This window comes from Mycolicibacterium sp. ND9-15, assembly GCF_035918395.1.
Taxonomy (GTDB): domain Bacteria; phylum Actinomycetota; class Actinomycetes; order Mycobacteriales; family Mycobacteriaceae; genus Mycobacterium.
Genome location: NZ_CP142362.1, coordinates 4270811 through 4288702 on the forward strand (window position 1 = coordinate 4270811; position 17892 = coordinate 4288702).

Annotated in this window: 17 protein-coding genes and 1 pseudogene; 10 read left to right on the forward strand and 8 right to left on the reverse strand. The window is 67.5% G+C overall.

Features of this window, described 5'->3' with window-relative positions; all coding sequences use genetic code 11:
* Nucleotides 1-66 precede the first annotated feature (66 nt).
* The 4 genes from QGN32_RS20420 to QGN32_RS20435 all read right to left on the reverse strand — a co-directional run bounded on the left by QGN32_RS20420 (nt 67) and on the right by QGN32_RS20435 (nt 4527).
* Nucleotides 67-918, reverse strand: coding sequence for an NAD-dependent protein deacetylase (locus QGN32_RS20420; RefSeq protein ID WP_326546076.1), 852 nt, complete (start codon nt 916-918; stop codon nt 67-69).
* Nucleotides 919-937: 19 nt separating this feature from the next.
* On the reverse strand, nt 938-1417 hold the full coding sequence (locus tag QGN32_RS20425; RefSeq protein WP_326546077.1) for a hypothetical protein: 480 nt from the start codon (nt 1415-1417) through the stop codon (nt 938-940).
* The gene (locus QGN32_RS20430; protein WP_326546078.1) at nt 1414-3867 is read right to left on the reverse strand and encodes a molybdopterin oxidoreductase family protein; all 2454 of its coding nucleotides are present in this window, start codon (nt 3865-3867) and stop codon (nt 1414-1416) included. The genes QGN32_RS20425 and QGN32_RS20430 overlap by 4 nt, the downstream gene beginning before the upstream one ends.
* 120 nt (nt 3868-3987) lie before the next feature.
* Nucleotides 3988-4527: a cysteine hydrolase family protein gene (locus QGN32_RS20435; protein WP_326546079.1), complete on the reverse strand. Its 540-nt coding sequence runs from the start codon at nt 4525-4527 to the stop codon at nt 3988-3990.
* 43 nt (nt 4528-4570) lie between these two features.
* On the opposite strand from QGN32_RS20435, the gene QGN32_RS20440 reads away from it, so the two are divergent.
* On the forward strand, nt 4571-6613 hold the full coding sequence (locus QGN32_RS20440) for an NAD(+) synthase (RefSeq protein ID WP_326546080.1): 2043 nt from the start codon (nt 4571-4573) through the stop codon (nt 6611-6613).
* A gap of 24 nt (nt 6614-6637) precedes the next feature.
* On the opposite strand, the gene QGN32_RS20445 is transcribed toward QGN32_RS20440, so the two are convergent.
* From QGN32_RS20445 to QGN32_RS20455, 3 genes are all read right to left on the reverse strand, one after another.
* Nucleotides 6638-7249 carry a methyltransferase family protein gene (locus tag QGN32_RS20445; protein ID WP_326546081.1) on the reverse strand — a complete coding sequence of 204 codons (612 nt, stop codon included), beginning with the start codon at nt 7247-7249 and terminating at the stop codon, nt 6638-6640.
* 76 nt (nt 7250-7325) lie between these two features.
* Nucleotides 7326-8162 (reverse strand): enoyl-CoA hydratase/isomerase family protein, encoded by an 837-nt coding sequence (locus tag QGN32_RS20450; protein WP_326546082.1) that lies wholly within the window; start codon nt 8160-8162, stop codon nt 7326-7328.
* Nucleotides 8159-9049 carry a PfkB family carbohydrate kinase gene (locus QGN32_RS20455; protein ID WP_326546083.1) on the reverse strand — a complete coding sequence of 297 codons (891 nt, stop codon included), beginning with the start codon at nt 9047-9049 and terminating at the stop codon, nt 8159-8161. Before QGN32_RS20455 ends, QGN32_RS20450 begins: the two co-directional genes overlap by 4 nt.
* A gap of 74 nt (nt 9050-9123) precedes the next feature.
* Between QGN32_RS20455 and QGN32_RS20460 the strand changes: the two genes are divergently transcribed.
* From QGN32_RS20460 to QGN32_RS20500, 9 genes and pseudogenes are all read left to right on the forward strand, one after another.
* Nucleotides 9124-10389, forward strand: a complete 1266-nt coding sequence (locus QGN32_RS20460; protein ID WP_326546084.1) for a glutamate-5-semialdehyde dehydrogenase — start codon at nt 9124-9126, stop codon at nt 10387-10389.
* Between the two features lie 17 nt (nt 10390-10406).
* Nucleotides 10407-11282, forward strand: coding sequence for an AAA family ATPase (locus QGN32_RS20465; RefSeq protein ID WP_326546085.1), 876 nt, complete (start codon nt 10407-10409; stop codon nt 11280-11282).
* A gap of 1 nt (nt 11283) precedes the next feature.
* Nucleotides 11284-12732, forward strand: a complete 1449-nt coding sequence (locus QGN32_RS20470; protein ID WP_326546086.1) for a vWA domain-containing protein — start codon at nt 11284-11286, stop codon at nt 12730-12732.
* A gap of 118 nt (nt 12733-12850) precedes the next feature.
* Complete coding sequence (gene nadD / locus QGN32_RS20475) at nt 12851-13462, forward strand: nicotinate-nucleotide adenylyltransferase (protein ID WP_326549179.1); 612 nt, start codon at nt 12851-12853, stop codon at nt 13460-13462.
* On the forward strand, nt 13459-13860 hold the full coding sequence (rsfS, locus tag QGN32_RS20480) for a ribosome silencing factor (protein ID WP_326546087.1): 402 nt from the start codon (nt 13459-13461) through the stop codon (nt 13858-13860). The genes nadD and rsfS overlap by 4 nt, the downstream gene beginning before the upstream one ends.
* A gap of 20 nt (nt 13861-13880) precedes the next feature.
* Nucleotides 13881-14540: a glucosyl-3-phosphoglycerate phosphatase gene (gene gpgP, locus QGN32_RS20485; protein ID WP_326549180.1), complete on the forward strand. Its 660-nt coding sequence runs from the start codon at nt 13881-13883 to the stop codon at nt 14538-14540.
* Entirely contained in the window at nt 14530-15252 is a 723-nt protein-coding gene (gene octT / locus QGN32_RS20490; RefSeq protein ID WP_326546088.1) for a diglucosylglycerate octanoyltransferase, read from the forward strand. Before gpgP ends, octT begins: the two co-directional genes overlap by 11 nt.
* Nucleotides 15243-16079 carry a DegV family protein gene (locus QGN32_RS20495; protein ID WP_326546089.1) on the forward strand — a complete coding sequence of 279 codons (837 nt, stop codon included), beginning with the start codon at nt 15243-15245 and terminating at the stop codon, nt 16077-16079. Before octT ends, QGN32_RS20495 begins: the two co-directional genes overlap by 10 nt.
* Before the next feature lie 47 nt (nt 16080-16126).
* Nucleotides 16127-16756: pseudogene (locus QGN32_RS20500) on the forward strand (maleylpyruvate isomerase family mycothiol-dependent enzyme).
* 69 nt (nt 16757-16825) lie between these two features.
* On the opposite strand, the gene QGN32_RS20505 reads toward QGN32_RS20500, so the two are convergent.
* Nucleotides 16826-17878: an NAD(P)H-dependent amine dehydrogenase family protein gene (locus QGN32_RS20505; RefSeq protein WP_326546090.1), complete on the reverse strand. Its 1053-nt coding sequence runs from the start codon at nt 17876-17878 to the stop codon at nt 16826-16828.
* Between the last annotated feature and the right edge of the window lie 14 nt (nt 17879-17892).

A 17892-nucleotide genomic window follows, 5' to 3' on the forward strand; every position in this document is an offset into this window, starting at 1 on the left:
CCGAATCCCACCACACCCGATCTACGGCTGCAGTACTAAGAGGGATTTCGGTGCGCTACTGATCGCCTAGCGATTGGATGCGCACCGAAATCCCCTCGCGGGCAGCTCGTCGGCCAATAACGCCAGCATGGGGGAGCATCCGTTGTCGATCTTGACCGTCGCCAGGTCGTCGCCGCGGGTGTATCCGCGGTTGATGATCGCGATCGGCATGCCTGCCGCCGCGGCGCGGCGTACGAAGCGATAGCCCGAGTACACCGTCAGCGACGAGCCGGCCACCAGCAGGGCGTCAGCCTCGTCAAGCAGTGAATATGCGTGCTCCACACGCTCTTTGGGCACGTTTTCGCCGAAGTAGACGATGTCGGGTTTGAGCATCCCGCCGCAGTGCGGACAGTCCACGACGCGGAACGACCCGGTGTCGCCGACGACGGCGTCGGCATCCGGTGCGACCGCGATGCCGCCGACGGCCTCCGCGGCCCGCTCGGCGAACTCCGGGTTGGCGGCTTCCAGCAGGCCGGCCAGCGCGGCTCGCGACATGGTGTGCCCGCAATCCAGACAGACCACGTGGGCGTACGTGCCGTGCAGGTTGACGACGTTGCCGCTGCCGGCCTTGGTGTGCAGCAGGTCGACGTTCTGGGTGATCAGCCCCGGCACCACACCCGCGGCCTCGAGCGCCGCGAGCGCTCGATGGCCGACGTTGGGAAGCGTGACGTCCATGTGCCGCCAGCCGAGATGGTTGCGCGCCCAGTAGCGCTGCCGAAACCCGGCGTCGGAGGTGAACTGCCGAATCGTCATCGGGTTGCTCGGCGGCGAGTCCGGCCCGCGGTAGTCGGGGATCCCGGAGTCGGTGGAGATCCCGGCGCCGGTGAGCACGGCGAGTCGGCGGCCACGCAGCACGTCGACGAGTTCGGGCGCTTCCACATGACCGAGAGTACGAGTCTCAGCTCATCAGCGCCTGCGGCGACAGTTCTTTGAGCATCGCATTGGCCCAGCGCATCTGCCGCAGCGCTTGCGGATGACACCGCTGAGCCAGCTCGAGCAGCCGTTCGTCCTTGGCCGCCTGGGCCCCCTGGGCCAGCAGCTCCCAGTCGAGCGAAACACCGGCGGCCTGTCGGTGCAGCCGCCGTAGATCGGCGAGCAGCAGCAGCGCCGGTTCAGGACGTCGGCCGAGGCGGTCGCTGACCCACCGCTGCACAGACTCGGTGAGCGCCGAGGTGCGCGGACGAGCACGGAGCCGGACGCCGTAGCACCGCCCGGTCTCGGCGATCAGTTCCACATGCTCGCGCGACCATCCGGCCAGACCGAGCGCCACATGGTAGATGGCGTGATCGCTGTGGTGGCGAGCGGCGACCGAGTCAAGCGAGCGGGCCAGCCGCACTTCCGAGCGGTGCAACTCTCGAAGCGCCATGCCGAGTTTCATGGTTTCTCCGCAGATGTCAGGAACTCCGTAGCCTCGGCCGCCGTCCCGCCGGTCGTCGCGTCGACGTCGGCGGAAACCGGAGCCGCCGCCGCGGTGGTCGGTGCGGGGGCGGGCGACGTCGAGCCGGCTATCCGGCGCAGCTGGGCTGCCGCGGTCTTGTAGATGGGCTGCTTGGACACCGGATCCCAGTCGGTGATCGTCAACTCGTTGGCGGCGCGGTGATGCCCCGTTTCTTCGTCGACATCCCAATAGCCGTAGTGAAATGGCAAGAACAGCACGCCGTTGCGGATTCCACAGACCCGGGCCTGGGCGGTCACCGACCCCCGCGGCGTGCTGATCTCGAGGACGTCGCCCTCTGTGACGCCGAACCGGCCGGCGTCGGCTTTCGACACCTCCACCCAGACATCCGGGGCGGCCGCCTGCAGTTGCGGTGCGCGCCCTGTCTTGGTGCGAGTGTGGAACTGGTAGAGGGTCCGGCCGGTGATCAACGCGAACGGATACTCGGCGCGCGGTGGCTCGTGCGGCGGAATGTATTCGGCCGCCTTGATGATCGCCTTACCCAGGGGATTCATCGCGCGATACTCGGTGGGCTCCAGTGGCGCGCCGGTGATCAGGTCCTTGCCGTAGGCCTCGCAGTAATCGGGCGTCGCCCAGAATCGGCCGTCGGCGTACAGCCGCTCGGTGCCGTCGGGATTGTCTGCGTTACAGGGCCATTGCACTCCGCCGGAGTCCCGCAGCTTGTCGTAGCTCAGACCGGTGTAGTCACACGGACGTCCGGCACTGCATCGCTTCCACGCCTCGAATGCCGACTCGGCGTCGGTCCACGGCGGCAGGGGTGCGCCGTCGCTGTCCCGGAAGTCCATCCGCCGCGCGTAGTCGAGGAAGATGTCCAGATCCGACTTCGCCTCGCCCGGTGGGTCGACGGCCTTGTCCGAGAGGTGAACGGTGCGATCGGCGTTGGTGAAGGTGCCCGTCTTCTCACCCCATGCCGCGGCGGGCAGCACCACGTCGGCGAGTTCGGTGGTCTCGGTGCGGAAGACGTCCTGGACGATCACGAACAACCGGTCTTGGCCCAGGATGTCTCGGATACGGTGCAGTTCGGGAAGCGACACAGCGGGGTTGGTGGCACTGATCCACAGCAGCCGCAACGTGCCCTGCTCGGCGTAACGAAACATCTGCATCGCGTGCGTCGGCGGCGCGTAGTGCGGAATCTGCAACTTGTCGATGTTCCACAGCCGCGCGAGCTCTTCGATATGAGAGTCGTTGGACCAGTTGCGGAATCCCGCCAGATCACCGTCCGCGCCGCACTCGCGGGTGTTCTCCGCAGTGGGTTGGCCGTTCATTTGCAGGATTCCGCACCCCGGCTTGCCCAGCATTCCGCGAACGATGTGAATGTTGTTGACCTGCACGGCCGCAGCCGTGGCCTGATGGGATTGGTAGAAGCCCTGCAGGACGGTCGACAGGAGTGTGTCGGCAGTGCCGAGCAGTCGTGCGGCCTCCCGGATGTCCTCGGCGGGCACGTCGCAGATTTCCGCGACACGGTCGGGTGGGAACTCGGCAACCCTCTTGCGCAGCTCGTCGAAGCCGACCGCATTGGCGTCGACGTAGTCGTGGTCGACCCAGTCGTTGCGCAGGATCTCGTGCAGAAGCCCGTTCATCAACGCGACGTTGGTGCCCGGCATGGGCGCGAGATGCACCGTGGCGTGCTGCGCGACGGGAGTCGGTCGCGGATCGACGCACACGATGGCGGGCGGGTCCTCACCGGCCAGCCTGTCGAGCATCCGCATCCACAACACGGTTTGGGTCTCGGCGACGTTGTGCCCGAAGAGGGCGATCACGTCGGCGTGGTCGACGTCGGTGTAGGAGCCGGGCTGGCCGTCGCAGGCGAACGACTCCTTGAGCGCCTCGGCCGCCGTCGCGGTGCACAGCCGGGTGTTTCCGTCGACGTGGTTGGTGCCGATCGCGCCGTGGGCGATCACACCCTGCGTGTAGTACTCCTCGAGGAAAAGCTGACCGCTGGTGTAGAAACCGAACGAGCTCGGACCCAACGTGTCGAGCAGATGTTTGCTGCGGCGTACGATCCGCTCCATTGCGGTGTCCCAGTCGGTTTCGACCAGTTTGCCGTTCTGGCGCACCAACGGAGCGGTGAGCCGGTCGGCGGATGCCCCTGCCTGCCACCCGAAGAGGTCCTTGGTGTCGACCCGGCCGTGGTTGACGCGATCGACGGCCCGTCCGCGGACGCCGACGATGCGGCCGTCCTTGACCGCGATGTCGAGTCCGTCGCCGTTGGAATGCAGCACCGACGCTGAGGGCACCCACCGGTCGACCGCTTCCGGGTCCAGCCCGTCGGCGATGTGCATGTCGACTCGGTCGGGCCAGTGTCCGCCCTTTCCGTACGGCGTGCGTATGCCCCATGGTTCAGCGACGCGATCGCGCTTCGTATCACTCATCCCTGCCTCCGGCAGCATGCTGCGGGTACGGGCATGGGCAGTTCTCCCAATCCTTGACACCGCCGGAGACGGGCTACCCACCTACGGCTGCGCGAAACGCCCGGATCGGGTCGCAACTGATCAGGGCAAACACTGTGCAGCCAGAGTGATCTCGGCGCTCATATTGCTTTTCATCATGGTCAGCGCCGCGTCGTTGAGTTCCGGGTCGATGTGAGCGACCGCATCCGGTGGGACGACGACCGGAAAGTGCCGGACATAGGCGTCCAGCGCGGTGTAGAGGATGCACTGCTCGGTGACCTGACCGGTGAGGACCACCCGCTGCGGCTCCAGTTGCCCCAGCAGGTAGGCCAGCGATGTGGCGTAGAAGGCGCTGTGGCGCACCTTGGTCAGCATCCGGCAGCCCTTCTGCGGGACGATCGGCTCGACCAGGTCGGGCCGCTCACCCTGCAGTGCCGACTGCACGATATCGCTGAACTGGGCGCTGAAATCGCCGTAGTTGTCGTTGACGTAGATGAGGTCGACGTCGTCGCGTTCGCCGGCCTCGGCGACGAGCCGGGCCAGCGGGTCGATGATCTCGGCGACATGTGGCGCCAACTTCTCGGCGTCGGGATGACGGTAGGTGTTCATCATGTCGATGACCAGCACAACGGTGTCACTCATGGGGACTTGCATACCCCGTTCCGTTTTCGGGCAACAATGAGGCATGGATTTCTACTCGGCGTACCGGCACGGCTTCGTCCGCGTCGCCGCCTGCACGCACCGCACGGCGCTTGCCGACCCGCCGGCCAATGCCGAATCGGTGCTGCGGTTGGCACGCGCCTGCCACGACGACAATGTCGCGCTCGCGGTCTTCCCGGAGCTGACGCTGTCGGGGTACTCGATCGAGGACATCGTGATGCAGGACGCACTGCTCGATGCGGTCGAGGACGCGGTGCTCGACATCGTCGTCGCGTCGGCAGATCTCATGCCGGTGCTGGCGGTCGGTGCCCCGCTGCGCTATCGGCACCGGATCTACAACACCGCCGTGGTGATCCATCGTGGGCGGGTGCTCGGCGTGGCGCCGAAGTCCTACCTGCCGACGTACCGGGAGTTCTACGAGCGACGCCAGATGGCTCCGGGTGACGATGTGCGCGGCGCGATCAGAATGGGCGACACCGACGTGCCTTTCGGCCCCGATCTGTTGTTCACCGCGACCGACATGCCGGGCTTTGTGTTGCACGTCGAGATCTGCGAAGACATGTTCGTGCCGATCCCGCCGAGCGCGTCGGCGGCGTTGGCCGGCGCGACGGTATTGGCCAACCTGTCCGGCAGCCCGATCACGATCGGCCGGGCCGAGGACCGCTGCCTGCTGGCCCGCTCGGCGTCGGCGCGGTGCCTGGCCGCCTACGTCTACGCCGCGGCGGGGGAGGGCGAGTCGACGACCGACCTCGCCTGGGACGGCCAGACGATGATCTGGGAGAACGGCGAGTGCCTTGCGCAGTCCGAGCGGTTCCCGAAGGGCGAGCGCCGATCGGTTGCCGACGTCGACCTGGAATTGCTGCGCGCTGAACGCATCCGGATGGGCACCTTCGACGACAACCGCAGACACCACGGCGCCTCGACGGACTCCTATCGGCGGGTGGAGTTCCAGCTCGATCCACCGTCCGGTGACATCGGCCTGCTCCGGCACATCGAGCGGTTTCCGTTCGTGCCATCGGATCCCGAACGACTGGAACAGGATTGCTACGAGGCCTACAACATTCAGGTGGCCGGGCTCGAACAACGGTTGCGTGCGCTGCACTACCCGAAGATCGTCCTCGGGCTGTCCGGAGGTTTGGACTCGACCCATGCGCTGATCGTCGCCGCCCGGGCGATGGATCGCGAACAGCGCCCACGCAGCGACATTCTCGCGTTCACCATGCCGGGTTTCGCCACCGGAGACCGCACCAGGGGCAACGCGTTGCGGTTGGCCGAGGCGCTGGGCGTGACGTTCACCGAACTCGACATCAAGTCGACGGCGGAACTGATGCTCAAGAACATGGACCACCCATTCGGTCGCGGCGAGAAGGTCTACGATGTCACGTTCGAGAACGTGCAGGCCGGGCTGCGCACGGACTATCTGTTCCGGCTGGCCAATCAGCGCGGCGGGATCGTGCTGGGCACCGGCGACCTGTCCGAGCTCGCGCTCGGATGGTCGACCTACGGCGTCGGCGACCAGATGTCGCACTACAACGTCAACGGCGGCGTGCCGAAGACGTTGATCCAGCACCTGATTCGCTGGGTGATCACCTCCAAGCAATTCGACGACACGGTCAACGAGGTGCTGCAATCGGTGCTCGACACCGAGATCTCGCCGGAACTGATACCCGCCGGCGAGGACGAAGAGATCCAGAGCAGCGAGTCCAAGGTCGGACCCTATGTGCTGCAAGACTTCTCGTTGTTCCAGGTGCTGCGCTTCGGGTTCCGCCCCTCGAAGGTGGCGTTCCTGGCCTGGCATGCCTGGAGCGATCCTGGGCGCGGCGACTGGCCGACCGGCTTTCCCGAGGACAAGCGGCCTGCCTACTCGCTGAAGGAGATTCGGCATTGGCTGCAGGTGTTCGCACAGCGCTACTATTCGTTCGCACAGTTCAAGCGCTCGGCCGTGCCGAACGGGCCGAAGGTCTCGCACGGCGGATCGCTTTCCCCGCGCGGTGACTGGCGGGCGCCGTCGGACATGTCCGCCCGTATCTGGCTCGACGAGATCGAGCGGGAGATCCCCGAGGAGTAACGCGATTCGGTGCGTATCCGATCGCTAGCGCACCGAAACGCGCCCGACGTAGGGCACGAACCGGCCCACGGTCGCGAGATAGTCGCGGTATGCGTCGCCGTGTGTGGCGAGCAGATACGGCTCCTCGACGACACGCACCTGAGCCTCGATCGTCGCGATCAGCAGGACGAAGCCGACGACAGCGACGACATTCGGTGTGATCAATGCGATCCCCAGGCCGAAAATCAACATCGCGGTGAAGATCGGATTGCGCACCCAACCGAACACGCCGCTGCGGACGAGCGTCGTGGTCTCGCCCGCGTCCACCCCGATCCGCCACGAGTCACCCATGTCGAACTGGGCGTAGAGCGTTGCGATGATGCCGAGTACCGCGATCACGATGCCGGCGATGTTCAGCCACGGGCGGTCGAACGGTGCCAACGGTGCGACGACACCGGCCAACTGCAGGGCCGGCGCGACGACCGCGGCGCCCATGGCCACGATGAAGCCCACCCCGGCGAACCACTCGAGCGACAGCGGCCGGCCGCTGATGCCGCGGAAGCCGGTCGAGCCGGTCCGGCGGCGCTGTCGCCAACTGCGCCAACCGAACCCGAGTAAGGCAAACGACACGAACAGGACGATTGCGGTGATCGGCATGCTGACTCCTTCGCGGACTCGCGATCTGTGGAGCCGCACCGGCGGTGAGCGCCGGTAGCGCTCCACAAATCGCAAGTCAGAGGCGGCCGCCGATCCGCAGGTCGGGATGCACCCAGTTCGGGGAGCGGCGCTCCTTGAACGCCATGAACCCTTCGATTGACTCGGGCGCACCGAGGCTGGCCTGCATCCCGATACGGTCGTAGAGGCCGATGTAGTTGTCGAGGCTGGACTTGACGACCGTTCTGGCCGCGGGCGCGGTACGGCAACACTGCGCCAGGACCTCCCGAGCGGCCTCGGGCAGCTCGTCGTGGGGCACCACCCGGGCCACCATGCCCCAGTCGTGCGCCTCGGCCGCGGACAGCGTTCGCCCGGTGAACATCAGGTCGCGAGTGCGAACCGGCCCGATCAGCCGGGCCAGCATGTGGCTGTAGTACGTGTCGGCGATCCCGCGGTACAGCTCGGGCACCCGGAATGTGGCCCGCTCACTGACCACGGCCATGTCGGCGCACAGCGCGATCTGCAGCCCACCGCCCTGGCACAGCCCGTTCACCGCCGCCACCACGGGTTTCGCGGACTGGCGCAGCGTGTCGAACGGCAATGCGTCCATCCCCAGCGCGGGCCCGAAGGTCATCCAGTTGTCGGCGCCGCCCCCGCCCATGTCCCCGCCGGGCGCGAAGACGTCGCCGGTGCCCGTGATCAGCAGTCCGGCGAGATCCGGATCGCCCTCGACGTGCTTGACCGCGTACTTGATCCCGAAATACATCGCGGGCGTCATCGCGTTGCGGGCCTCCGGCCGGTCGAGCCGGCACACCCCGAACGCGCCTTCGCGGGTGAACTTCAGGAACGGGGTGCCGAGCCAGTCGCCCTCGGGCGGTCGCGGGCTGCTGGTGGTGCTCGGCTGGGTGGTCGTCATAGCTGCCTTTCTGTCGCTCGGTTGGATACCGCGTCGTCGATGGCCTCGGCGTACGGCGCACAATCGCCCGCCCCCGGGACCAACGTCGACAAGGCCGCCGCGGCGCAGGCTCGCCGCAGTGCGGTCTCGTGACCGTCGAGCCAGTGCGCGGCGAGCACGCCGGCGAACACGTCACCCGCGCCGGTGGTGTCCACCGCCCGCACCGCCGGTGCCGGGACGTTGAAGCGTTCGCCGTCGCCCAGATAGCTCGCCCCGCGCGAACCGCGGGTGATCACCAGATGGGGCACCGGCCAGTGCCACTCGCCGGCCTCGGCCTCGTTGACCACGACGACGTCGGCCAACTCGGACAACGCGAGCAGGTCGTGCGGTGCGGCCCCCGTCGGTGAGGCGTTCATGATCACGGCTGCACCGGCGGCGCGTGCCACCCCGGCGGCGGCTATGGCGGTGGGAATGGGGATCTCAAGTTGCAGCAACACCACGTCGCTGTCGGCTACGACGGCCCGCACCTCGGCGGAATCGACGCTCAGCGCGGCGTTCGCACCCGGTGCGACGACGATCGTGTTCTCCGCCGACGAGTCCACGAGGATGACGGCCGATCCGCTCGGGCCGGGCACCGTGACAACGCCGTCGAGGCCGACTCCGTTGGCGTCGAGGTGAGCGCGCAACCGATCGGCCGACCCGTCACTGCCGAGCGCGGCAACCAGCCGCACCGCCGCGCCGGCCCTGGCCGCCGCGACCGCCTGGTTGCCACCCTTACCGCCTGGCGAGCTCGACAGGCCGGACGCCAGCACGGTCTGGCCGGGGCGAGGCAGAGCGCGCACGGTGAACGTGAGATCGGCGTTGACACTGCCGACCACGCATACCCGGCTGCAGACCCGCGGCGCCATAGACGCCAACGCTAATGCAGGGCCCTTACCTGACGCGTGTCGGACGCCCGGTGCTTGTTCGATACCCTGGATAAATGAGTGTGCAGGCACCCCTGGGCGCCGATGTCGCCGACCTGCGTCAGCAGGTGCACGATGCCGCCCGCCGGGCGCGCGTGGCGGCGCGCGTGCTGGCCACGCTGAGCTCCGACACCAAGAACCGGGCGCTCAACACCGCCGCTGACCACGTGCTCATGTCGACGCGGCAGATCCTGGAGGCCAACGAACACGACCTCGACTCCGCCCGCGCCGCCGGCACGCCCGAGGCCATGCTCGACCGGCTCGCGCTCAGCCCGAACCGGATCGAGGGCATCGCCGACGGGCTGCGTCAGGTGTCGCGGCTTCCCGACCCGCTGGGCGAGGTGCTGCAGGGCCGCACCCTGCCCAACGGTCTGCAACTGCGCCAGCAGCGCGTGCCGCTCGGCGTGGTCGGGATCGTCTACGAAGGCAGGCCGAACGTCACCGTCGACGCGTTCGGGTTGACGCTGAAATCCGGCAATGCGGTGCTGCTCCGCGGCAGCTCGTCGGCGGCCGACTCCAATGCAGCGCTGGTGAACGCGCTGCGGGCCGCGCTGGCCACCGAATTGCTCGAGGTCGATGCGGTGCAGTTGCTGCCCAGCGCCGACCGCGCCAGCGTCACGCACCTCATTCAGGCTCGCGGCCTGGTCGATGTCGTCATCCCGCGCGGCGGCGCGGGACTGATCGACGCGGTGGTCCGTGACGCCACGGTCCCCACGATCGAGACGGGCGTCGGCAATTGCCATGTGTACGTCCATTCTTCGGCCGACCTCGACGTCGCCGAACGCATCCTGCTGAACGCCAAGACGCGCAGGCCCAGCGTCTGCAACGCGGCCGAATCGGTTTTGGTCGACGCCGCGATCGCCGATCGCGCGGTGCCGCGCCTGACCAAGGCGCTGCGGGACGCCGGTGTGACGGTGCACGACAACCCGTCCGACGAGGAGTTGCGCGCCGAGTTCCTGTCGATGGACATCGCGCTGGCCGTGGTCGACGGGGTGGACGCCGCGATCGCCCACGTCAACGAGTACGGCACCGGGCACACCGAAGCCATCGTGGCAACGGATCTGGCTGCCGCGCAACGCTTCACCGAGCGGGTTGATGCGGCCGCGGTGATGGTGAACGCGTCGACGGCGTTCACCGACGGCGAGCAGTTCGGGTTCGGTGCCGAGATCGGCATCTCCACCCAGAAGCTGCATGCCCGCGGACCCATGGGTCTGCCCGAATTGACGTCAAGCAAGTGGATTGTGTGGGGCTCGCCCGATACTGGTCACACCCGCCCCGCCTGAACAGGAGACTTTGTCCGATGAGCGTCCCTGCACGCCCAGCACCGCTGTTCGCTGACATCTCCGATGTCGGCAGGCGGCTCGCCGAAACCGGCTACCTGCCCGACACCGCAACCGCGACAGCGATTTTCCTGGCCGACCGGCTCGGCAAGCCGCTGTTGGTGGAAGGTCCCGCCGGTGTCGGCAAGACCGAACTGGCCCGCGCCGTCGCGCAGTCGACGGGTTCGGAGTTGGTCCGGTTGCAGTGCTACGAGGGCGTAGACGAGGCCCGCGCCCTCTACGAGTGGAACCACGCCAAGCAGATCCTGCGCATTCAAGCCGGGCACGGGGATTGGGACCAGACCCGCGACGACGTGTTCTCCGAGGAGTTCCTGCTGTCGCGGCCGCTGCTGACCGCGATCCGCCGGACCGAGCCGACCGTGCTCCTGATCGACGAAACCGACAAGGCCGACATCGAGATCGAAGGCCTGCTGCTCGAGGTGCTGTCCGACTTCGCGGTGACCGTGCCGGAACTCGGTACGATCACCGCCGAACGAGCGCCGTTCGTCGTACTGACCTCCAACGCCACCCGTGAGCTGTCCGAGGCGCTCAAACGCCGGTGTCTGTTCCTGCACATCGACTTTCCCGACCCCGACCTGGAGCGGCGCATTCTGCTGTCCCGGGTGCCGGAGCTGCCCGAGCGGCTCGCCGACGAACTGGTCAAGATCATCGGCGTACTGCGCGGGATGCAGCTCAAGAAGCTGCCGTCGGTGGCCGAGACGATCGACTGGGGCCGCACCATTCTGGCGCTTGGCCTGGACACCATCGACGACGCGACGATTGCGGCCACCCTCGGCGTGGTGCTCAAACACCAATCCGACCAGATCAAGGCGTCCGGCGAGCTGAGGCTGAACTGAGATGGCCGTCCGCCGGACCCGACCGCCGCAGCCGTTGGCGCCGCACGGCCTACCCGGTCACCTCGTCGGGTTCGTCGAAGCGCTGCGCGCCCAGGGTATTTCTGTAGGTCCGTCCGAGACCGTTGACGCCGGCCGGGTGGTTTCCGTACTGGGGGTGGCCGACCGCGAGGCGTTGCGTGAGGGCATCGCATGCGCAGTGTTGCGCCGCCCCGACCACCGCGACACCTACGATGCGATGTTCGACCTGTGGTTCCCCGCCGCGCTGGGCGCCAAGACGATTCTGGTGGACGACGAAAATGGAGCAGACGAGGCCGACCCGGGCCTGCCCCCCGAAGACATCGAAGCGATGCGGTCGGCGCTGCTGGAGATGCTGGCCGACAACGCGGAGCTGGCCAACCTCGACGAGCGGATGGCCGCGATGATCGCCCAGATCGTCGAGGCCTACGGCCGGTACAACTCGAGTCGGGGCCCGTCGTACTCGTCGTATCAGGCACTGAAGTCGATGAACCTCGACGACCTCGAGGGCCGGTTGCTCGCCGGCCTGCTCGCCCCGTACGGCGAGGAGCCCACGCCGACCCAGGAGCAGATCGCCAAAGCCCTTGCCGCGCAGCGCATCAACCAGTTGCGCAAGATGGTCGAGGCGGAGACCAAGCGCCGCACCGCCGAGCAGCTCGGTCGCGAGCACGTGCAGATGTACGGTGTGCCGCAGCTCGCCGAGAACGTCGAGTTCCTGCGCGCCTCGGGCGAGCAGCTGCGTCAGATGCGCCGGGTGGTGGCACCGCTGGCCCGCACGCTGGCGACCCGGCTGGCCGCGCGGCGGCGGCGGTCGCGGGCGGGGGAGATCGATTTGCGCAAGACACTGCGCAAGTCGATGTCCACCGGCGGTGTGCCAATCGACGTGGTACTCAAGAAGCCGCATCCGGCGCGGCCCGAGCTGGTGGTGCTGTGCGACGTGTCGGGCTCGGTCGCCGGCTTCAGCCACTTCACGCTGCTGCTCGTGCACGCACTGCGCCAGCAGTTCTCCCGTGTCCGCGTCTTCGCCTTCATCGACACCACCGACGAGGTCACCGAACTGTTCGGCCCGGACGCCGATCTGGCGGTAGCGGTGCAGCGCATCACCCGCGAGGCGGGCGTGTACACCCGCGACGGGCACTCCGACTACGGGCATGCGTTCGTGTCGTTCATGGACAGGTGGCCCAACGTGCTCTCGCCGCGCAGCGCGCTGCTTATCCTCGGCGACGGCCGCAACAACTACCGCAACCCGGAAACCGACCTGCTCGCGCACATGGTGAACTCCAGCAGGCACGCACACTGGCTGAACCCCGAACCCCGCCACCTGTGGGGCAGCGGTGACTCGGCGGTGCCGCGCTATGAGGACGTCATCACCATGCACGAATGCCGCTCAGCCAAACAGCTCGCGTCGGTGATCGACCAGCTGCTACCGGTCTGACTGATTCCGCGAAACGGTATTCCAGCAGAGAAAGTGCGAGTGGAGGCCTGCTGGAATACAGTTTCGCGGAAGCCCCGTAAGCTGGCTATTCGTGGCTCCTCGACGCAGGCTCGGCGTGATGGGTGGGACGTTCGATCCCATCCACAACGGGCACCTGGTGGCAGCCAGCGAGGTCGCCGACCGGTTCCGCCTCGACGAAGTGGTGTTCGTTCCGACCGGCCAACCGTGGCAGAAGTACCGCCATGTCACCGCCGCGGAGGATCGTTACCTGATGACGGTGATCGCGACCGCGTCCAATCCACGGTTCTCGGTCAGCCGCGTGGATATCGACCGCGGTGGCCCCACCTACACCAAGGACACGTTGCGCGATCTACGGGCGCTCAACCCCGAAGCCGACCTCTACTTCATCACCGGGGCCGACGCACTGGCGGCGATCCTGACGTGGCAGAACTGGGAGGAGATGTTCGCCATAGCACGCTTCGTCGGGGTCAGCCGGCCCGGCTACGAACTGGACGGTAAGCACATCGCCGCGGCGGTCAAGGAATTGCCCGACGATGCGCTCCGACTCGTCGAGGTGCCCGCGCTGGCGATCTCGTCGACCGACTGCCGTAAGCGAGCAGAGGAGAACCGGCCGATCTGGTATCTGGTGCCCGACGGCGTCGTCCAGTACGTGGCCAAGCGCAAACTCTATGGGGCCCAACCATTGGCAGCCCAGGGGGAGCACTTATGAGCGCCTCCGACGAAGCCGTGCGCATGGCCACGGTGGCCGCGCGGGCGGCCGCGTCCAAAGTGGCCGACGACGTCGTGGTCATCGACGTCTCGAGCCAGCTCGTCATCACCGACTGCTTTGTGATCGCCTCGGCCTCGAACGAACGTCAGGTGAACGCGATCGTCGACGAGGTGGAGGAGAAGATGCGTCTCGCGGGCTATAAGCCGGCCCGCCGCGAAGGCGCCCGCGAGGGCCGCTGGACGCTGCTCGACTACGTCGACATCGTGGTGCACATCCAGCATCAGGACGAACGGGATTTCTATGCGCTGGACCGGTTGTGGCGGGACTGCCCGACGATCCCGATCGATGTCGATGAGCCGCTTGCGCGAGAAGTGACGGACGAGGACGGCCGGCAGTGAGCAGGGTCCGTCGCCTGGTCATGTTGCGGCACGGGCAGACCGAGTACAACGCGGGCAGCCGCATGCAGGGCCAATTGGACACCGAGCTGTCCGATCTAGGGCGTCATCAGTCGGTCGCGGCCGCGGAGGTACTGGCCAAACGGCAACCGCTGGCGATCGTGTCGTCCGATCTGCGGCGGGCGCTCGACACCGCGGTGGTACTAGGAGATCGCGTCGCCATGCCGGTGGTGGCCGACGTGCGCTTGCGGGAGACCCACCTCGGTCAGTGGCAGGGGTTGACGCACCATGAGGTCGACACCATAGCGCCCGGGGCGCGGATGGCGTGGCGGAACGACTCGAGGTGGGGGCCGCCTGGCGGGGAGAGCCGCGTCGACGTCGCGGCGCGAAGCAGGCCGTTGGTCGACGAGCTCATCGCCGAACACACCACGTGGGGCCTGGATCAGGCCGGGGACCAAGCGGACCGGCCCGTGGTGCTGGTCGCCCACGGCGGGCTGATCGCCGCCCTGACCGCGGCGCTGCTGGGCCTACCCGTCGACAACTGGCCGATCCTCGGCGGCATGGGAAACGCCAGCTGGGTCCAGCTGTCCGGGCACAGCTCCGCCCACGCCCCGCCGAGAGGCGTCCGGTGGCGGCTCGACGTGTGGAACGCCTCGGCGCAGGTTGCCAACGATGTCTTGTGAACGTCGGACCCTTCTGGTCTTCTGCGACTCGCTGTCCTACTACGGACCCACCGGTGGACTGCCGGCAGACGATCCGCGAATCTGGCCCAATCTCGTTGCCGCGCAGCTAGGTTGGGATGTCGATCTGATCGGGCGAATCGGCTGGACATGCCGTGACGTGTGGTGGGCGGCGACGCAGGATCCGCGGGCCTGGGCGGCGCTGCCGCGAGCCGGCGCGGTCGTGTTCGCCACGGGCGGGATGGATTCCCTGCCGTCGCCGTTGCCCACCGCGGCGCGAGAACTGATCCGTTATGTGCGCCCGTCGTGGCTGCGGCGCTGGGTGCGCGACGGCTACTGCTGGGTGCAGCCACGCCTGTCGCCGGTGGCGCGCGCAGCCCTGCCACCGCATCTGTCCGCCGAGTACCTCGAGATGACCCGCAACGCCATCGATTTCAACCGGCCCGGAATTCCCGTCGTCGCCTGCCTGCCCTCGGTACACATCGCCGACACGTACGGCAGGGCGCACCACGGTCGCGACGGCACCGTGCGGGCGATCACCGAATGGGCTGAGCAGCACGACGTTCCGCTCGTCGACCTCAAAGCGGCGGTCGGTGAGTACATCATGAGCGGACAAGGCAATCCCGACGGCATCCACTGGAGCTTCGAAGCTCATCAGGCGGTGGCGGATTCGATGCTCAAGGCGCTCGCCGAAGCGGGAGTGCCATGTCCGTAGTCGTGGTGACCGACTCGTCGGCACGGTTGACGCCCGACGAGTTGAAGCAGTGGGACATCCGTCAGGTTCCGTTGCACGTGTTGGTCGATCTGATCGATCTGCGAGACGGTATCGACGAGGTGCCCTATGACATCCACGAGGTGCCGCGCGCCAGCACCGCCGGGGCGACGCCCGCCGACCTCGCGCAGACATACCGGCAGGCACTGCGGGACAGCGGCGGGGACGGCGTGGTCGCGGTGCACCTGTCGGCAGCGCTGTCGAGTAGCTACAGTTCGGCGGTGCAGGCCGCCCGCGAGTTCGGGTCATCGGTGCGGGTGGTGAACTCGCGGTCGGCGGCGATGGGGGTGGGATTCACGGCGGTGGCGGCGGCCCGGGCGGCGGCCACCGGCTCGGATCTGGATACCGTTGAGTCCCTTGCCCGTTCGGCGGTGCAGCGCACGCACGCGTTCATCGTGGTGCACCGGCTGGACAACCTGCGTCGCAGCGGGCGGATCGGCGCCGCGGCCTCGTGGTTGGGTACCGCGTTGTCGGTCAAACCGCTGCTGAGCCTCGATGTCGACGGCCGGCTCGTGCTCGACCAACGGATCCGGACGACAAGCAGGGCGCACGCGGCGATGGTGGACCGTGTCGCCGATCTCGTGGAAGACCGTCCGGCGTCGATCGCGGTCCACCACGTCGACAATCACGACGGAGCCGACGAGGTCGGCGCCGCGCTGACGGACCGGCTTCCTCAACTCGAAATGCTCGCCGTCAGGGATATGGGTCCGGTGCTGTCGATCCACCTCGGCACGGGCGCGATCGGCGTGGTCGTCCAACTCGCGGAGTAGTCGCGCGCTGTTGCGTCGGCCCGGGAGCCGGGACTAGTTTACGGGTGATGCCGTCTCACCAGGACGCTGATCTGAAGGACCTGGCTCGCGCTGAACGGGCCGATCTGGCGGCGTTCCTTGCCGACCTGACGCCCGAGCAATGGCATCACCCCAGCCTGTGAACCAAATGGACCGTCAATGACGTTGTGACGCATGTGGTCAGCTACGAAGAGCTCAGCGCCCTCGGGTTGCTCAAGCGGTTCGCCAAAGGCCGCGTCGTGCACGCCAATCAGGTTGGAGTCGATGAATTCGCGACGCTGTCACCACGCGAGATGCTCGCGTACCTGAACCGGCACCTGTATCCGAGCGGTTCGACGGCGCGTCTGGGCGGCATGATCGGTTTCGTCGACGGCACCGTGCACCATCAGGACATTCGACGTGCGCTGAACCGACCGCGCACCATCCCCGCCGATCGTCTCGCCCGCACCCTGCCGCTGCTTCCCGGCAACCCTCGACTCGGGGCGGGCCGCCGAATCCGGGGGCTTCGATTGCGCGCGACCGACCTCGACCGAACCCACGGGGAGGGCGCGGAGGTGACTGGGTCGGGGGAGGCGCTGATGATGGCGATGACGGGTCGACCCGCGGCGCTCGCAGATCTCGACGGCCCCGGCAAAGCGATTCTCGGGCAGCGCCTCTGAGTTCGACGAGCGCGCAGTGTGGTACGCAAAAAGTGCAGAAGACCGTACGTAGGTGAGCGCTCGCGGACGCTACACCGCGGCGCGGCCGGTGACCGGCGGAAGATCCTTGAGCGTCACGATGCCCGGCGGGGCCGCCACCACTGCAGGCACGGCGTTGGTCACCGGCATCGCGGTGTAGATCATTCCCAGCCCCATGAAGCCGGGCTCGGTCCAGTCCTTCGGCGGCAGGCAGTGCAGCACGGTGCGCATGTTGGGCATTCCGAACACCTGGATGACGTGCCCGTGTTCGAGCGGCTTGGGCGGGGTGACGTGCTCACCCATGATCCAGTTGAATCCGACGCTGACGACGTTCTTCTCGCCTACCCAGCCGCGGTGATAACCGTGGACACCCGCGACGGTGCCTTCGGGAATCTGCATGAACCCGAGATCGGAGTCACCGGTGGCCGCGGTGAACGTGACGTCGAAGGTCATCCGGTCGAGCTCGGCGCCGATCGCCTCGGCCATCATCGCCGCCGACTCGGCGAACACCTCGCTCTCGCGCCGTACACTCTCGGCCAGTCCCGGCGTCTGCGGATCCTGTGAGAATCCCATCGCGATCTGCGTTCCCGCCGATTCGTACGTCGAGCAGTCCACCGACTCGGTGATGCGGATCTCGTCGACGCGTTCACAGGCGCCCGACAACACCATCCCCACCATATTGCTCATGCCGGGGTGCGCTCCGCTGCCGAAGATCGTCGAATTGCCTTTCTCGCAGGCCTTTCGGATGCGGTCGAGGTCTTCGGGGGACTGCTTGCCGCCGGTGATCCAGGCGGCGCTCGAGCAGACGTTGACCCCGGCCTCGAGCAGCCGGGTCAGCTCGTCGATGTCGGGCCACAGCGGGTTGTAGCAGCAGGCGTCGGGATGTTGGGCCAGCAGCGCGTCGATGTCGTTGGTGGCCGTCACACCGGTGGGTTCGGGCCAGCCCGCCAGTTCGGCGGCGTCGACGCCGACCTTGTCCGCGCCGTGGGCGTAGACGCCGACCAGCTCCATGTCATCGCGTCCGATGATCGCGTGCAGGGACCGACGGCCGATGTTGCCGGTGGTCCACTGGATGACACGAAGTGGCCGCTGCGGTGTCGTCACGAATCTCCTTGGTG

What these genes read in the sequence shown, in the direction of transcription:
- QGN32_RS20430 (WP_326546078.1), bottom strand. Translation starts at nt 3,867, where the DNA reads ATGAGTGATACGAAGCGCGATCGCGTCGCTGAACCATGGGGCATACGC.
- QGN32_RS20445 (WP_326546081.1), bottom strand. Translation starts at nt 7,249, where the DNA reads ATGCCGATCACCGCAATCGTCCTGTTCGTGTCGTTTGCCTTACTCGGG.
- QGN32_RS20470 (WP_326546086.1), top strand. Translation starts at nt 11,284, where the DNA reads ATGGCCGTCCGCCGGACCCGACCGCCGCAGCCGTTGGCGCCGCACGGC.
- QGN32_RS20435 (WP_326546079.1), bottom strand. Translation starts at nt 4,527, where the DNA reads ATGAGTGACACCGTTGTGCTGGTCATCGACATGATGAACACCTACCGT.
- QGN32_RS20460 (WP_326546084.1), top strand. Translation starts at nt 9,124, where the DNA reads ATGAGTGTGCAGGCACCCCTGGGCGCCGATGTCGCCGACCTGCGTCAG.
- QGN32_RS20450 (WP_326546082.1), bottom strand. Translation starts at nt 8,162, where the DNA reads ATGACGACCACCCAGCCGAGCACCACCAGCAGCCCGCGACCGCCCGAG.
- QGN32_RS20425 (WP_326546077.1), bottom strand. Translation starts at nt 1,417, where the DNA reads ATGAAACTCGGCATGGCGCTTCGAGAGTTGCACCGCTCGGAAGTGCGG.
- nadD (WP_326549179.1), top strand. Translation starts at nt 12,851, where the DNA reads ATGGGTGGGACGTTCGATCCCATCCACAACGGGCACCTGGTGGCAGCC.
- gpgP (WP_326549180.1), top strand. Translation starts at nt 13,881, where the DNA reads ATGTTGCGGCACGGGCAGACCGAGTACAACGCGGGCAGCCGCATGCAG.
- octT (WP_326546088.1), top strand. Translation starts at nt 14,530, where the DNA reads ATGTCTTGTGAACGTCGGACCCTTCTGGTCTTCTGCGACTCGCTGTCC.
- QGN32_RS20465 (WP_326546085.1), top strand. Translation starts at nt 10,407, where the DNA reads ATGAGCGTCCCTGCACGCCCAGCACCGCTGTTCGCTGACATCTCCGAT.
- QGN32_RS20440 (WP_326546080.1), top strand. Translation starts at nt 4,571, where the DNA reads ATGGATTTCTACTCGGCGTACCGGCACGGCTTCGTCCGCGTCGCCGCC.
- QGN32_RS20495 (WP_326546089.1), top strand. Translation starts at nt 15,243, where the DNA reads ATGTCCGTAGTCGTGGTGACCGACTCGTCGGCACGGTTGACGCCCGAC.
- rsfS (WP_326546087.1), top strand. Translation starts at nt 13,459, where the DNA reads ATGAGCGCCTCCGACGAAGCCGTGCGCATGGCCACGGTGGCCGCGCGG.
- QGN32_RS20455 (WP_326546083.1), bottom strand. Translation starts at nt 9,049, where the DNA reads ATGGCGCCGCGGGTCTGCAGCCGGGTATGCGTGGTCGGCAGTGTCAAC.